At 68.9% G+C, this 13,378-nt stretch carries 15 protein-coding genes; 10 read left to right on the top strand and 5 right to left on the bottom strand.

The window, feature by feature from the left end; all coding sequences use genetic code 11:
- Nucleotides 1-5: 5 nt before the first annotated feature.
- Nucleotides 6-662 (bottom strand): heme exporter protein CcmB, encoded by a 657-nt coding sequence (locus tag GRI40_RS05115; protein WP_160610343.1) that lies wholly within the window; start codon nt 660-662, stop codon nt 6-8.
- Nucleotides 659-1,234, bottom strand: a complete 576-nt coding sequence (gene ccmA, locus GRI40_RS05110; RefSeq protein ID WP_160610342.1) for a heme ABC exporter ATP-binding protein CcmA — start codon at nt 1,232-1,234, stop codon at nt 659-661. Before ccmA ends, GRI40_RS05115 begins: the two co-directional genes overlap by 4 nt.
- Before the next feature lie 64 nt (nt 1,235-1,298).
- Here ccmA and GRI40_RS05105 point away from each other — a divergent pair, with 64 nt between their 5' ends.
- Nucleotides 1,299-1,592, top strand: a complete 294-nt coding sequence (locus tag GRI40_RS05105) for a 4a-hydroxytetrahydrobiopterin dehydratase (protein ID WP_160610341.1) — start codon at nt 1,299-1,301, stop codon at nt 1,590-1,592.
- 18 nt (nt 1,593-1,610) lie between these two features.
- Here GRI40_RS05105 and GRI40_RS05100 read toward each other — a convergent pair whose 3' ends face one another.
- The 3 genes from GRI40_RS05100 to GRI40_RS05090 all read right to left on the bottom strand — a co-directional run bounded on the left by GRI40_RS05100 (nt 1,611) and on the right by GRI40_RS05090 (nt 5,265).
- A complete protein-coding gene (locus tag GRI40_RS05100) occupies nt 1,611-2,429 on the bottom strand; it encodes an SDR family oxidoreductase (protein ID WP_160610340.1) in 819 nt (272 codons plus the stop codon).
- A 65-nt stretch (nt 2,430-2,494) separates the two neighbouring features.
- Nucleotides 2,495-4,561, bottom strand: coding sequence for a S9 family peptidase (locus tag GRI40_RS05095; RefSeq protein WP_160610339.1), 2,067 nt, complete (start codon nt 4,559-4,561; stop codon nt 2,495-2,497).
- 86 nt (nt 4,562-4,647) lie between these two features.
- The gene (locus GRI40_RS05090; RefSeq protein WP_160610338.1) at nt 4,648-5,265 is read right to left on the bottom strand and encodes a DNA-3-methyladenine glycosylase family protein; all 618 of its coding nucleotides are present in this window, start codon (nt 5,263-5,265) and stop codon (nt 4,648-4,650) included.
- Nucleotides 5,266-5,372: 107 nt separating this feature from the next.
- On the opposite strand from GRI40_RS05090, the gene GRI40_RS05085 reads away from it, so the two are divergent.
- From GRI40_RS05085 to GRI40_RS05045, 9 genes are all read left to right on the top strand, one after another.
- Nucleotides 5,373-5,690, top strand: a complete 318-nt coding sequence (locus tag GRI40_RS05085) for a 2Fe-2S iron-sulfur cluster-binding protein (protein ID WP_160610337.1) — start codon at nt 5,373-5,375, stop codon at nt 5,688-5,690.
- A gap of 85 nt (nt 5,691-5,775) precedes the next feature.
- On the top strand, nt 5,776-6,777 hold the full coding sequence (locus GRI40_RS05080) for a cysteine synthase A (RefSeq protein WP_160610336.1): 1,002 nt from the start codon (nt 5,776-5,778) through the stop codon (nt 6,775-6,777).
- 44 nt (nt 6,778-6,821) lie between these two features.
- Nucleotides 6,822-7,157: a hypothetical protein gene (locus GRI40_RS05075; RefSeq protein WP_160610335.1), complete on the top strand. Its 336-nt coding sequence runs from the start codon at nt 6,822-6,824 to the stop codon at nt 7,155-7,157.
- Nucleotides 7,144-7,884 carry a motility-associated ABC transporter substrate-binding family protein gene (locus GRI40_RS05070; protein WP_160610334.1) on the top strand — a complete coding sequence of 247 codons (741 nt, stop codon included), beginning with the start codon at nt 7,144-7,146 and terminating at the stop codon, nt 7,882-7,884. The genes GRI40_RS05075 and GRI40_RS05070 overlap by 14 nt, the downstream gene beginning before the upstream one ends.
- A gap of 345 nt (nt 7,885-8,229) precedes the next feature.
- Nucleotides 8,230-8,709: a division/cell wall cluster transcriptional repressor MraZ gene (locus tag GRI40_RS05065; RefSeq protein WP_337190496.1), complete on the top strand. Its 480-nt coding sequence runs from the start codon at nt 8,230-8,232 to the stop codon at nt 8,707-8,709.
- On the top strand, nt 8,709-9,656 hold the full coding sequence (rsmH, locus tag GRI40_RS05060; protein ID WP_160610333.1) for a 16S rRNA (cytosine(1402)-N(4))-methyltransferase RsmH: 948 nt from the start codon (nt 8,709-8,711) through the stop codon (nt 9,654-9,656). The genes GRI40_RS05065 and rsmH overlap by 1 nt, the downstream gene beginning before the upstream one ends.
- Complete coding sequence (locus GRI40_RS05055; protein ID WP_160611426.1) at nt 9,656-10,135, top strand: hypothetical protein; 480 nt, start codon at nt 9,656-9,658, stop codon at nt 10,133-10,135. Before rsmH ends, GRI40_RS05055 begins: the two co-directional genes overlap by 1 nt.
- A gap of 22 nt (nt 10,136-10,157) precedes the next feature.
- Complete coding sequence (locus tag GRI40_RS05050) at nt 10,158-11,879, top strand: peptidoglycan D,D-transpeptidase FtsI family protein (protein ID WP_160610332.1); 1,722 nt, start codon at nt 10,158-10,160, stop codon at nt 11,877-11,879.
- Nucleotides 11,876-13,366, top strand: coding sequence for a UDP-N-acetylmuramoyl-L-alanyl-D-glutamate--2,6-diaminopimelate ligase (locus GRI40_RS05045; protein WP_160610331.1), 1,491 nt, complete (start codon nt 11,876-11,878; stop codon nt 13,364-13,366). The genes GRI40_RS05050 and GRI40_RS05045 overlap by 4 nt, the downstream gene beginning before the upstream one ends.
- Nucleotides 13,367-13,378: the final 12 nt, after the last annotated feature.

The following is a 13,378-nucleotide window of genomic DNA, read 5'->3' as shown; positions in this document are numbered from 1 at the left end:
GCCGGCTAGCTTTCCCGCGACGCCCTGACCGCTGCACCGGCGGCAAACGGCGCCAGCGCGCACAATGCCAGGCTGATCGCGCCGCACAGGGCGAGTCCGGCGCTGTCGGGGCGGGCGAGGGCACCTGCACCGAAGATCAGGATCGGCACCGCGAGCGGCACCAGCAGCAGTCCGGCGAGCGCCGCGCTGCCGCGCATGGCCGCGGTCAGCGCCGCGATGACGAGACCGATGGCGGCGAGGCCTGGCGTGCCGAGCGCAAGGCCGAGGAGCAATGTGCGCACGGTCTGTTCGTCGAGCCCCAGCAGGCCCGCCGCGAGCAGCGTCGCGAGGAGCAGCAGCGGCCCGAAGCTGAGCCAGTGCGCCGCCAGACGAACCAGCAGGGCAAGCTCCTCCGTCACACCGCGCAGGGCAAGCTGGTCGAACACGCCGTTCGCCACGTCCGGCGCCACCAGCCGGTCGATCGGCAGGATCGCGGCGAGCAGGGCCGCAATCCACAGGACGCCGCCCCCGGTCCGCGCCAGCAAGGTCGCGTCCGGCCCTACGGCGAAGGGAAACAGCACCGCCACGGCCACGAAGAACATGACCGGCAGCCACGGTCCGCCGCGCCCGCCGCCAAGAAGCAGGCCAAGGTCGCGCCGCAGCAGGATCGCCGCGATCCTCACGCCGCAAATCCGGCAAGGTCTATCCGCGCCATGCCAGCCAGTGTGAACGGCTGGTGCGATGCAACGAGCGCGATGCCGCCCGCCGCGCAGTGATCCGCGACCAGCGCTTCGGCCAACCGGACGGCGGCAGTATCGAGCCCGTTGAGCGGTTCGTCCAGTAGCCAGATCGGCGCCCCCTGGCCGGCCATCCGGGCGAGTGCGGCGCGCTTGCGCTGCCCTGTCGAAAGGTAAGCGAAGGGAATGTCGGCCAGTCGGTCGAGGCCCAGCCGGGTGTCGTGCCGATCGGACTCGGCATCGATGCGGCGCCAGAAGGCCAGCCCTTCGCCAGTGGTGCGGTGCTCATCGAGAGCAGGCCGCTCATCCACCAGGGCGACGGCGCCTTCGCGCTCGATCATGCCGTCGAAGGCGGGCAGCAGGCCGGCAACGATCCGCAGCAGGCTGGACTTGCCGGTGCCGTTGGGACCGGCGATCTGCATCGCCTCGCCCGGCGCGAGGGCAAAGGACAGGCCCGCGAACAGCAACCGGTCTCCGCGGCGGCAGGCGAGGTTCTGCACGGCGAGACGCGGTTGCATAGACACGCCGGTTAGGCGAAGGGCGACGGGCCGACAAGCGCGCGAAAAAGCAGGGGATGACGCCATGGGAATCGCTGAACTGACCGGGACCGAACGCGACGAAGCCCTGGCCGCGCTGCCCGAATGGGCGCTGGTTCGCGATGGCAAGGCGATCGGGCGCCGGTTCGTCTTCGCCGATTTCAGCGAGGCGTTCGCCTTCATGACCCGCGTCGCGCTGCTGGCGGAAACGCACGATCACCACCCGGAATGGTCGAACGTCTACAACCGGGTGGAGATCGAACTGACCACCCACGATGCCGGCGGTTTGAGCAAGCGGGACGCCGCGATGGCGCGCGCGATCGACGCGCTGGTCGCCTAGAGGGCCAAAGCCGGCCGATCACTCGCCCAGTGGGCGTGCCCGGTTTCGCGCGTCCTGGCGTACCCTGCCCGGCATCCACCGCGCGCCGAAGGCCAGCCGCCGCGCCGTCTTGCCGACCAGCGTGTGGAGCCGTTCGCCATGCACCGCATCCCACGCGGCCTGAGCGACGTCGCGAACCGGCGTGATTTCGAGCCCGGCTTCTGTCACACGCTGGCGGATGGCCTGGTTGCTCTGCTGGTTAGGCGCGTGTTCCAGCAGCGGCGTGTCGATGAAGGCGGGCATGAGATCGCGCACCTTGATGCCGAATTCCGCCCATTCCGCGTCGAGCGCTTCCGTCACCCCGCGCACGCCGAACTTCGTGGCGGAATAGACGCTGGCGCCGCTGGTGCCGTAGATCCCGGCGGCGCTGGCCGTATTGAGCAGGCACGATCCCGGCGCGGTCTTGCGAAGATGAGGCAACGCCGCCTGCGCGCCAAAGAGAATTCCTTTCAGGTTGATATCGAGGCAGCGTTCGATCTCTTCCGTGGTGTTCTCGCTCAATGCCCCTCCCAGCGGGATGCCGGCGTTGTTGGCCAGCACGTCGATCCGCCCGCCCGCGGCGGTGGAGAACGCGTCCAGCGCAACGTCCCATGCCGCGCGGTCGCGCACGTCGAAGGTGTGGGCATAGGTGAACCCCCCGCCGATGCGGCTCTGGGTTTCCTTCATTCCGGCAGCGTCGATATCGCCCAGGCCCACGAACCAGCCGCGCCCGGCGAAGTATTCGGCGATCGCCCGGCCGATGCCCGACCCGCCGCCGGTGATGAAGATTGCCCGCCGCTGCGCCGCCTGTGCCGCCACTGTCCGCTCTCCCGTAATCCCTTGGAAGAGCGGACTAGCGCGGTCAGTTGCGAATTGCCATGGGCCTAGTCGCCCAGACCCTTCACGTAAGCGGCGCCTTCCACGATCTTCGCGGTGGAGCGCGCCACGGTGTCGCCGATCGGCTCCGCCCGCCCGCCGAGGCACGTGGCGAGGAAATTCTCGGCCACCGCGTTGAAGGCGATATTGTTGGCAGGCTTGGCGAACCCGTGCCCTTCGTCGGGGAACAGGACGTAAGTGACGGGAATGCCCTTGGCCTTCATCGCCTCCACGATCTGATCGCTTTCGGCCTGGTTGACGCGCGGGTCGTTGGCGCCCTGGCCGATCAGGAGCGGGCGCACGATCTTGTCGGCACTGTAGAGCGGGCTGCGTTCCTTGAGCAATGCCAGCCCTTCGGCGGTGCCGGGGTTGCCCATGCGTTCGTGGAACTGCGCGATGACCGGCGCCCAGTAGGGCGGGATCGTCTTGAGCAGCGTTTCCAGGTTCGACGGGCCCACGATGTCCACCCCGCAAGCATAGCGTTCCGGCGTGAAGGCGAGGCCGGCGAGCGTGGCATAGCCGCCGTAGCTGCCACCCATGATCGCCACTTTGTCCTTCGACGTCACGCCCCGGGCGACCGCCCAGTCCATCGCATCGTCGAGGTCGGTCTGCATGTCGCGGCCCCATTGCAGGTTGCCCGCTTCGATGAAGTCCTTGCCGAGGCCGGTGGAGCCGCGGAAGTTGACGCTCATCACCGCGTAGCCGCGGTTCGCCAGCCACTGGTGGGCGCTGTTGTAGCCGAAGCTGTCGCGCGCCCAGGGGCCGCCGTGGACGAGCAGCACCATTGGCACCGGCGCGTCGGGCACGCCGTCGGCGTTCCCGTCGCTGCCCGGCGGCAGGGTGAGGTAGCTCACCAGGGTCTTGCCGTCGCGCGCCGGCACCTCCAGCGCGTGCATCGGCTGCAGCGGCGCGCCGACGAGATCGGGGCGGGCGGTGTAGAATTCGGTCAGCGTGCCGGCCTTGCGGTCGTAGAGCCAGGTCGTCGCCGGCGCGACCACGGGGTCGTTGGCCACGACCCAGCGGCTGTCGTCATCGGTGCGGCTGAGGACGGAGAACTGCCCGTCGAGCTTGCTGTCCAGCCAGTCGAGCGACGCCTTGACCGCCGGGTCCGTCGCGGTCCATTCGCGCTTCAGGTATTCGACCGAATAGGCTTCCACCTGGCCGGTGATCGGGTTGGAAAGAGTGCCGCCGATATCAGCCCTGGCGTTTTCAGCGATGACGGTCTGCTTGCCCGTCGCGGTGTCGACCGCCACCAGCGCCGCGGTGTTGCGGTCCCGGCTGTCGAGCCAGTACAGCGTCTTGCCGTCGCTGGTGTAGCCTGCCGGCATGGTGGTGAGCGAATCGGCAAGGCCGGTGCTGGCCATCGGCTTTTCCGCCACTTTGCCCCCCGTGACGGTGAAGTAGTCCATCCCGCCCGCGGCGTTGGGGCGCAGCGCCATGCGGATGTCGAGGTTGTTGTCCGCCAGGAACCCGGCGTACTGTTCGTTGCGCATGACCTCGGTCAGCTTGCCGGTCTTGAGATCGAGCAGCCAGACATCGTGGTAGCGCGCATCGCGGTTGTTCAGGCCGATCAGCAGCTTGTCCTTTTTCACCGTGGACGCGCCGACCAGTTGCACGGTCGTCTTCTCGAACGGGGTCAGGGCGGTTTCCTTGCCGCTCAAGACATCGATCCCGTAGAGCAGCCAGTTCTCGTCGCCGCCCTTGTCCTGGATGTAGAGCACCTGGCTGCTGTCGGGCGACCAGAAGTATTGCCGGATCGGCCGGTCGGTCGCGGTGGTCATCACCTTCGCGGCGGCCGGCTGGGCGGCAGGCGCGACCCACACGTTCATCACGCCGTTCGAAGGGGCGAGCCAGCTCAGCCACTTGCCGTCCGGGCTGATGCGCCCGGCGCTCCTGGTTGGGTTGCCGAACAATACGGTGCGCGGGATCAGAGGCGCAGCTTGGGCAGAGCGGGCAGGTGCGGCGGCGGGGGCAGTCGAAGCGGCTGTGGTCATCGGTGTCTCTTGCATGGTGGTGCAGCCGGCCAGCGCCAGCGCGCTGGCGGCGATCGCCAAAGTCGTGCGGATTGTGTTCATGTCCCGTCCCCCTGAAATTGTTCCAACCTACTGTCTTAATCGTCTAATACGCCGCCCGCCCCGTATCAAGCGGCAACGCCGTGCGATCAGAGCGCTGCATTGTTGTAGTAATGCCATGTGAGCAGGGTCACCGCGCCGCGGTGCGGCCGCCACGGTTCGGCCAGCGCGCGCGTTTCCTTTTCGGTCGGGCGCGCCTCGAGCCCGAGGATGCGGCCGAGCCCGGCCTGTATGGCGAGGTCGCCCGCGGGCCAGATGTCGGGCCGCCCTTCGGCGAACAGGAGATATATCTCCGCGGTCCAGCGGCCGATGCCCTTGATCTGCGTGAGAAGGGCGATCGCCTCCTCGTCATCCGCGGGCAGGTTGTCGAAATCGATCGCGCCTGCTTCCACCAGCTCGCACAGCGATCGTGCGTACCCCTGCTTCTGGCGTGACAGGCCGCAGGCGCGCAGCGTGTCGAAATCGCGCGCCAGCAGGTCGGCGGCCGGGATCTCGGGGCCGAGTTCGTCCTCCAGCTTGCGCCACATGCTGGCGGCGGCGGCGACGGAAACCTGCTGACCGACGATGGCCCGCAGCAGGGTGACATAGCCGCGGTCGCGAATGCGCGGCTCGGGATAGCCGGCGACGGCAAGCGCCCGGGCGATCGCCGGTTCCTGCACGGCGACCGTTTCGAGCCCTTCCCGTATCTGCCCGGTGGTCAGTACCATTATCGCGCGCGTCCTCTCCTGCTTGCCAAGGCGGCGGCCAGCCCGTAGCAGCCGCGCCGCACGCGCAACAGGGCGCGCCATGCATTTCGCGAAGGGAGCACCGCATCATGCCCAAGCTGATCGTCGTCAACCGTGCCGGCGAGGAATCGACGGTTGAGGCGGCCGACGGCCTGACCGTGATGGAGGCCATCCGCGACAACGGCTTCGACGAATTGCTGGCCCTGTGCGGCGGATGCTGTTCGTGCGCGACCTGCCATGTTCATGTCGATCCTGCCTTCAAGGACCGGCTGCCTGCGATGAGCGAGGACGAGGACGACCTTCTGGAATCGAGCGATTTCCGCAACGCGGATTCGCGCCTGTCGTGCCAGTTGCCGTTCACTGCCGATCTCGACGGGCTGAAGGTGACGATCGCGCAGGAAGATTGACCTGGCCGCCCGGCCAAGGCTGGTTAGCCGGGCGCAAACCGGAACTGCGTTGCGGCCGGGCGGCGCGCAGCCTAGCGATCGCCCCATGATGGCACCTCCCGCGCGGGCATCGACGCTCGACCTGATCGGCAACACCCCGCTCGTCTTGCTCAAGGGCCCCAGCCAGGCGGCCGGCTGCGAGATCTGGGGCAAATGCGAATTCGCCAACCCTGGCGGCAGCGTGAAGGATCGCGCGGCGCTCGGCATCGTGCGCGATGCGGAAGCGCGAGGCGAACTGGCACCCGGCGGCACGATCGTGGAAGGCACGGCCGGCAACACCGGGATCGGCCTGGCGCTCGTTGCCAACGCGCTCGGCTATCGCACGATCATCGTCATGCCCGACAACCAGAGCGCGGAAAAGATGGCGACCCTGCGCGCGCTGGGCGCGGAACTCGTGCTGGTCCCGCCGACGAAGTATTCCGACGCCAACCACTTCGTCCATGCAAGCCGCCGGCTGGCAGAGGACACGCCGGGCGCGATCTGGGCGAACCAGTTCGACAACACGGCGAACCGCAAGACCCATATCGAGACGACCGCGGCCGAGTTGTGGGACCAGATGGACGGGCGCATCAGCGGCTTCACCTGCGCGGCCGGGACTGGCGGCACGCTGGCGGGCGTCGGCATGGGCCTGAAGGAGCGGGACGAGACGGTGCGGATCGCGCTCACCGATCCGCACGGGGCCGCGCTCTACAGCTATTACGCGACCGGGGAGCTTCAGTCCGAAGGCACTTCGGTGGCCGAAGGGATCGGTCAGGGCCGCATCACCGGCAACCTCGAAGGCGCGCCGATCGACACGCAGTTCCGCGTTTCGGACGCCGAAGGGCTGGAATGGGTCGCTCGTCTGCTGCGGGAAGAAGGGCTGTGCCTGGGCCTGTCGTCCGGGATCAACGTGGCGGGCGCGGTCATGCTGGGCCGCGAACTCGGCTCCGAGGCGCGGGTGGCGACGATCCTGTGCGACACGGGCTTCCGCTATCTCTCCACGCTCTACGATGCGGCCTGGCTGCGCGCGAAAGGCCTGCCGGTGTTCGACTGGCTGCGCGAGGGCTGAGGCGCGTTCATTGACTGGACAAGTGCATCGGCTAGCCTTGCACGATGGATAATGACACCCTTGCGGCCGACGACCGGGATGCGATCGGCGCGGCGCCGTTGGGCGGAACCCGGGCACAGGCGTTGCACCGCCTGCAAGTGGGCGTTTCGCTGCTGATCGGCATCGTCCTTATTGTCGGGCTCGCCAGCGTCATCGAGGAACGGGCCAAGCAATCGGACGAAACCGTGGTGCCGGCAGCGGCCGCCACCGCGACGTCCCAGGTGCCGGCGCCGGGAACCGATCCCCTGGCCGACGCGGGCGTCGTGCCCGACTTGCCCGATGTGCCGGCCGCGCCGGAAAGGAACGCGACCGACGCAGCCGAACCCGGTGGCGCGCGTTAAGCGGCGTGCAGCCACGCTCGCGGCCGCAGCTGCGGGCCTTGCCCTGGCCGGCGCCGCCGGGTGGGCGCTGGCCGACCGGGCGGAACCCCGTGCGCCCCTCGGCCTGTTTTCATCCTTGCCCGTCGTCTGGCCCGAAACCGCCTCGCTCGGCGAACTGATTGCGCCCGATGCGGCGCCGCACTGGGTGCGCACCGCGCTGGAAGATCGCTTCACGCCCGTGCCGCTCGACGCGCTCGATGCCCAGGTCCTCGCGCCCTTGCGCTCGCTCGTGATGGCGCAGCCCCGGCCGCTGGCTCCGGCAGAGAATGTCGCGCTGGACGAATGGGTGCGCGCAGGTGGGCGGGTGCTGCTGTTCGCCGATCCCCTGCTGACCGAGGAATCGCGCTTCGCCATCGGCGACCGGCGAAGGCCGCAGGATGTCGTGCTGCTTTCGCCGATCCTCAGCCGCTGGGGGCTGGAACTCACGTTCGACGAAGATCAGGACGGGCGGGAACGGCTGGTGGCGGTCGGCGGGCAGGCGGTGCCGGTCCGCCTCGCCGGGGCCCTGCGCCCCGTGGCTGGTCCCGGATCGGAATGCGCCATCGAATCCGCCGGGCTCATTGCCGAATGCCAGGTCGGAAAAGGGCGGGTCGTCGTGTTTGCGGACGCCGCCGTGCTTGAATCCGCGCGCGGCGTGGATGGCGGGGGCCACGCCTTCGAGGCCCTGCTGTTGCGCGCCTTCCCGTAACACGGGATTTCGCGGGAAAGCTGTTCCGGCGGGTGCAGCGCACCCACTAACCTTCTGTATTCTGGGCCGAATCATTCCGCCATGGAGCGGCGACGAAGACACTTGTCCGCATGATTATCCACATGAAATTAGCGGTTAACCGCCCATTCCCGTGAAATCCCGCTTTTTTCCCTTCCATCCCAAGGTGAAGAAAGTTAATAACATCCTCCATCGGTCACAACGTTCCAGCATGCGCATCGGGCTTCCTCCGATGCGAGCCGGAGGCGCTCGCGCCCCCGGATGGGCGGCGGCGTGTTCCGTGGGCGCTTCCGCACTGGCGGGGGCAGGCGAGGGGAGGGGGTTCACGTGGCAGCGGCGGCCTTCGGCGGCTATTCGGGACAGGCCTTTTCGCCCGCCGGCGACAAGGGTCGTTTCGTGCTGCCCCCGCTGTTCCGCAGCGCGGTCAAGACCTCGAGCGACGGCAAGATCCTGTGCCTCGACAAGCATCCGCGTTTCGCCTGCCTCGTCGGCTTCGGCCTCTCCCGCCAGCTGGAGCTGGAAACCCAGCTCGACCGCGAGGAAGATCGCGCCGGACCGGACTTCGACCGTGATACGCGCGCGGCGCAGCTGTTCGGGTTCGCCCGGGTGCCGTTCGACGACTCGGGCCGATTCGTCCTGCCCGATCACCTGCGCATGCTCGGCAACGTCGAAGACGCATTGTTCTTCCAGGGCGGCGGCCGCAGCTTCACCATCTGGAATCCCGCCGAGCTGATGAAGATGGACGACGCCTGGGCCGCCGCGAAGGCCGCCTGCGCGCAGTTCCTGGCGGAAGGGAAGGCGAAGTGATGGCCCCCGCGTCCGCAGCGCCGCACATCCCCGTCCTGCTCGACGAAGTGGTCGCCGCGCTCGCCCCGCAGCCCGGCGAGGTGATCGTTGACGCGACGTTCGGCGCGGGTGGCTATTCCCGCGCGCTGCTGGATGCCGGCGCGACCGTCCATGCCTTCGACCGCGATCCCGATGCGATCGCCGCGGGCCGCGAATGGCCGGAAACTGCGGAAAACCCCCCGCGGCTGGTTCTCCATCCCCGCCGTTTCTCCGAAATGGTTAACGCGCTCGCCGATTCGGGGCTGGCGCGCGTCGACGGGATTGTGATGGATATCGGCGTGTCCTCGATGCAGCTCGACCAGGCGGGGCGCGGTTTCGCGTTTTCCGCCGAGGGCCCGCTCGACATGCGCATGAGCCAGTCCGGCCCCACCGCTGCGGACTTCCTCAACACCGCCGAAGAGGGCGCGATCGCCGACGTCCTCTACACCTATGGAGAGGAACGCCAGAGCCGCCGCGTGGCGCGTGCCATCGTCGCGGCGCGGCCGCTTGAGACGACGGGAGATCTCGCCCGCGTCGTGCGCAAGGCGCTGGGCTATCGCCCCGGCGCGCCGAAGGACCCTGCCACGCGCAGCTTCCAGGCCGTGCGCATTCACGTGAATGCGGAATTGAGCGAACTGGAAGATGCGTTGAATGCAGCCGAAGTGCTGCTGGGCGAAGGCGGGCGGCTGGCAGTGGTCAGCTTTCACAGCCTGGAAGACCGGATCGTGAAGCGGTTTCTGCGCGATGCCTCTGCCGTCACCGGCGGATCGCGCCATCTGCCCGCGGCGGAAGCGGCGCCGGCCGTCTTCACGCGCGTGTCCAAGGGCGTGCGCCCGACCGAGGCGGAGACTGCACGCAACCCGCGCGCGCGTTCGGCGACGCTGCGCCACGCGGTCCGGACCGCCGCGCCGGCAAGGGAGGCCGCGTGATGGTCGCCGCCGGAAGCCGCCTCCGCCAGCTCGGCTGGTTCGTGACCCTGGCGCTGTGCATCACGCTGTTCGCCGCGCTGACCTTCAAGGTCAATTCGGTGCGCAGCGAAGTGCGCCTGGCGGAACGGCAGATCGTCGCCCTTCAGCGCGAGAAAGTCCTGCTGGAAACCGAGTTCGAAACCCGCGCCAGCCAGCAGCAGCTCGCCCAGTGGAACGCGGTCGATTTCGGATACCAGGCACCCACCGCCGATCAGTACCTGGAAGGCGAGCGCCAGCTGGCCGCGCTGGGAGAGCCGCGCGCGGTCGGCGCGCCGTCGCCCATTCGCGTCGCGCGGGCGAAGGACGATACCAGCGCCATGAAGCTGCCGGCGATGGTGTCCCCGCTCACCGGCAAGCCGGTCAAGAACATCGCCGACGAAGCGAACCTGGCCGAAGCGCTTGCCAGCGGCGGCGAATTCCTGGCGGAGGCCGCGCAATGATCGTGTTGGCGAGCGTCCGGCCATGAACACGATGACGGTCAGCACCGCGATCTATTCGGGCCGCGTCCAGCTGGTCACGGCGCGCCAGCAGCACCTGAGTGTCGCGCGGGCACGGGTCCTGTTCGTCGCCGCCCTGTTCGCGGCCCTTGCCCTGGCTGCAGTGGTGCGGATCGTCTATCTCGGCCTGACCGACGCAGCGCACAGCGCGACCTCGTTCGAAGAGGCGCTGCTGCCGCCCCGGGGCGAGATCACCGACCGCAACGGCGAAACGCTGGCCCGCGCGTTCCCGGCGTTTGCGCTGTGGTTCAATCCCGATGCGCTGGGCGGCGGCAGCTCGCTGGTCGCCTCGTCCAAAGCCGTCGCGGCCGAACTGAAGGCCATCTTTCCCGATATCGACGAAGCGCAGATTGCTGACCGACTGGCCAAGGGCAAGGCCGGTTACCTGCGCCGCCGCGTGCTTCCCGAAGAGGCGAACCGCGTCCAGGCCCTCGGGGAACTGGGCCTGGAGCTGCCGCAGGAAACGGACCGGCACTATCCGCAAGGGTCGATGGCCGCGCACGTGCTTGGCTATGTCGCCGCGGACGGGCACGGCCGGGTGGGCATGGAAAGCGTGCTCGACAAGCAGCTTGCCGATCCGGCCACGCGCGGGACCTCCATCCCGCTATCCATCGACGTGCGCGTTCAGGGTGCGCTGGAAGACGAACTGACGCGCGGGATGCGCGCGACGAACGCGGTCGGCTCTGCCGGCATCGTGCTCGATGTCGATACCGGCGAAGTGCTGGCGCTGGCCTCGCTGCCGGAATTCGATCCCAACCGGATCGATGAGGCTGGCGCGGCGAACATGTTCAACCGCGTGACCAACCAGGTTTACGAACTTGGCTCCACGTTCAAGCCGCTGACGGTTGCCGCCGGTATCGATGCCGGTACGATCACCGATTTCGGTCGCCGGTATTCCGCACGGCCGTTCCCCATCGGCGGCTTCACGATCCGCGACAGCCACCCGCTGGGCGATTCGCTCAACACGCCCGAAATGCTGATGCATTCGTCCAACGTGGTGACCGCGCACATGGTGCGGGAACTGGGCGCGAACCGGCTGAAGAAAGTCATGGCCGACCTCGGCATGAACGAGCGGCCCTATATCGAGCTGCCGGCCAAGGGCTTCCCCATCTGGGCGAGCGGCGACTGGCCGCTGCTGCGCGGGATGACGGTGGGCTATGGCCACGGCATCGCGGTGACCCCGCTGCACCTTGCCAGCTCCTACGCCGCGATGGTCAACGGCGGCATCTGGCGCCCGGCGACCCTGCACAAGCTGGCGCCGGGCCAGGCGCCAAAGGGCCGCCGCGTGTTCAAGGCCAGCACCAGTTCGCGCATGAACCAGCTGCTGCGCATGATCGTGGTCTACGGCACAGGCCGCAAGGCCGACGCGCCGGGGTTCCGGATCGGCGGCAAGACCGGTTCGGCGGAAAAGCCCGGCGCCGGCGGCTATCGGAAGACCTCGCTCGTTTCCACCTTCGCCGCGGCCTTTCCGATGGACCGCCCACGCTATGTGGTGATCGCCATGCTGGACGAACCCAAGGGCACGGTCGCCTCCAGCTTCCAGCGCACCGCCGCCTGGAACGCGGCGCCCATCGTGGGCCGCCTGGTGCCCCGCATCGGCCCGATGCTGGGCATCGCCCCCGACGCGCAGCGCGACGTGGATCTTTCGGACCTCGCGCCGCTCGTGCCGCAGAGCGCCAAGGAATGAAGCTGGGCCGCATCGCCGCCGAGGCCGGCTATGACGCAGGCCGCGCTGCCAATGAAACCGTGACCGGTTTCGCGCTCGATCACCGCAAGGTCGCGCCGGGAACGGTGTTCGGCGCCTTCCAGGGCGGCACCGTGAACGGAGAGGACTTTATCCCCGCGGCGGTGGCGGGCGGCGCCGTGGCCGTGGTCGCCCGGCCTGAGGCCAGTGTCGCAGGCGCGGTGCACATTGCCGATCCCATGCCGCGCCGCGCGTTCGCGCGCCTTGCCGCGCGGTTCTTCGCGCCGGTGCCCGAAACAATCGTGGCGGTAACGGGGACCAACGGCAAGACTTCGACGGTCGAGCTCACGCGCCAGCTATGGCGCATGGCCGGGCTGAGCGCCGCGTCCATCGGCACGCTGGGGGTGACGACACCGGACGAAAGCGTCTCCACCGGCCTCACCACGCCTGACATCGTCACGTTCCTTGCCAACATGGCCGGGCTGGCGCGCGAAGGGGTGAGCCATGTCGCCTTCGAGGCATCGAGCCACGGCCTCAGCCAGTTCCGCAACGAAGGGCTGGCGGTGGCCGCCGGCGCCTTCACCAACCTGAGCCGCGACCACCTCGATTACCACGCGGACATGGACGATTATTTCGCCGCCAAGATGCGGCTGTTCGATGAAGTCGTCGCCCCCGGCGGGGCGGCAGTGATCTGGCGCGACGGCAATGGATGGGCCGAACGCGCCGTGGAGCATGCGCGGCAGAGGGGTCTTCGCGTATTCTCCGTGGGCGACGAGGGGGAGGGAGCTGATCACGGCATCCACCTCGTCGCCCGCACCCCCGGCGCGCTGGGCCAGGCGCTGGAGATCGCCTTCGACGGCAAGACCCACACGATCAACCTGCCGCTGATCGGGGCCTACCAGGCCGCGAACGCGCTGGTGGCGGCCGGGCTGGTCATCGCAACCGGCGGCGATGCCGCGGAAACCTTTGCCAACCTTTCCCGTCTGCAGCCGGTGCGCGGCCGGCTGGAGCGTGCGGCCCTGACCCGCGCGGGCGCGCCGGTCTATGTCGATTACGCCCACACCCCCGATGCGCTGGAAGCCGCCATCGCGGCGCTCCGCCCCCACGTCAGCGACGCGCCGCGCGGCCGCCTGATCGCGGTGTTCGGCGCGGGCGGCGACCGTGACCAGGGCAAGCGCGCCGAGATGGGCCGCGTGGCGGCGGAGCGTGCGGACGTCGTGATCGTCACCGACGACAATCCGCGGGGCGAGGATCCCGCCGCAATTCGGCGGCAGGTCATGGAAGGCGCGATCGGCGCGCGCGAGATTGGCGACCGGCGCGCGGCGATCGGGGCGGCGGTGGCGCTGGCGCAGGCGGGCGACATCGTGCTCGTCGCCGGGAAGGGACACGAACAGGGCCAGATCGTCGGCTCGGGAGAATCTATGCGCGTGCTGCCTTTCGACGATGTGACCGTGGCGCGCGAAGCGGCCGGCGCAGGGGGCGCTGCGTGACCCGTCATCCCG

Origin of the sequence: Tsuneonella aeria (assembly GCF_009827495.1) — a bacterium.
Classification (GTDB): Bacteria; Pseudomonadota; Alphaproteobacteria; order Sphingomonadales; family Sphingomonadaceae; genus Tsuneonella; species Tsuneonella aeria.
Note: the sequence above shows the minus strand (reverse complement) of the source record. Positions and strands in the feature narration are given on the sequence as shown.

Coding starts and splice junctions, on each gene's coding strand:
- ccmA (WP_160610342.1), bottom strand. CDS start 1,234: ATGCAACCGCGTCTCGCCGTGCAGAACCTCGCCTGCCGCCGCGGAGAC.
- GRI40_RS05105 (WP_160610341.1), top strand. CDS start 1,299: ATGGGAATCGCTGAACTGACCGGGACCGAACGCGACGAAGCCCTGGCC.
- GRI40_RS05095 (WP_160610339.1), bottom strand. CDS start 4,561: ATGAACACAATCCGCACGACTTTGGCGATCGCCGCCAGCGCGCTGGCG.
- GRI40_RS05090 (WP_160610338.1), bottom strand. CDS start 5,265: ATGGTACTGACCACCGGGCAGATACGGGAAGGGCTCGAAACGGTCGCC.
- GRI40_RS05085 (WP_160610337.1), top strand. CDS start 5,373: ATGCCCAAGCTGATCGTCGTCAACCGTGCCGGCGAGGAATCGACGGTT.
- GRI40_RS05080 (WP_160610336.1), top strand. CDS start 5,776: ATGATGGCACCTCCCGCGCGGGCATCGACGCTCGACCTGATCGGCAAC.
- GRI40_RS05075 (WP_160610335.1), top strand. CDS start 6,822: ATGGATAATGACACCCTTGCGGCCGACGACCGGGATGCGATCGGCGCG.
- rsmH (WP_160610333.1), top strand. CDS start 8,709: ATGGCCCCCGCGTCCGCAGCGCCGCACATCCCCGTCCTGCTCGACGAA.
- GRI40_RS05055 (WP_160611426.1), top strand. CDS start 9,656: ATGGTCGCCGCCGGAAGCCGCCTCCGCCAGCTCGGCTGGTTCGTGACC.
- GRI40_RS05050 (WP_160610332.1), top strand. CDS start 10,158: ATGAACACGATGACGGTCAGCACCGCGATCTATTCGGGCCGCGTCCAG.
- GRI40_RS05045 (WP_160610331.1), top strand. CDS start 11,876: ATGAAGCTGGGCCGCATCGCCGCCGAGGCCGGCTATGACGCAGGCCGC.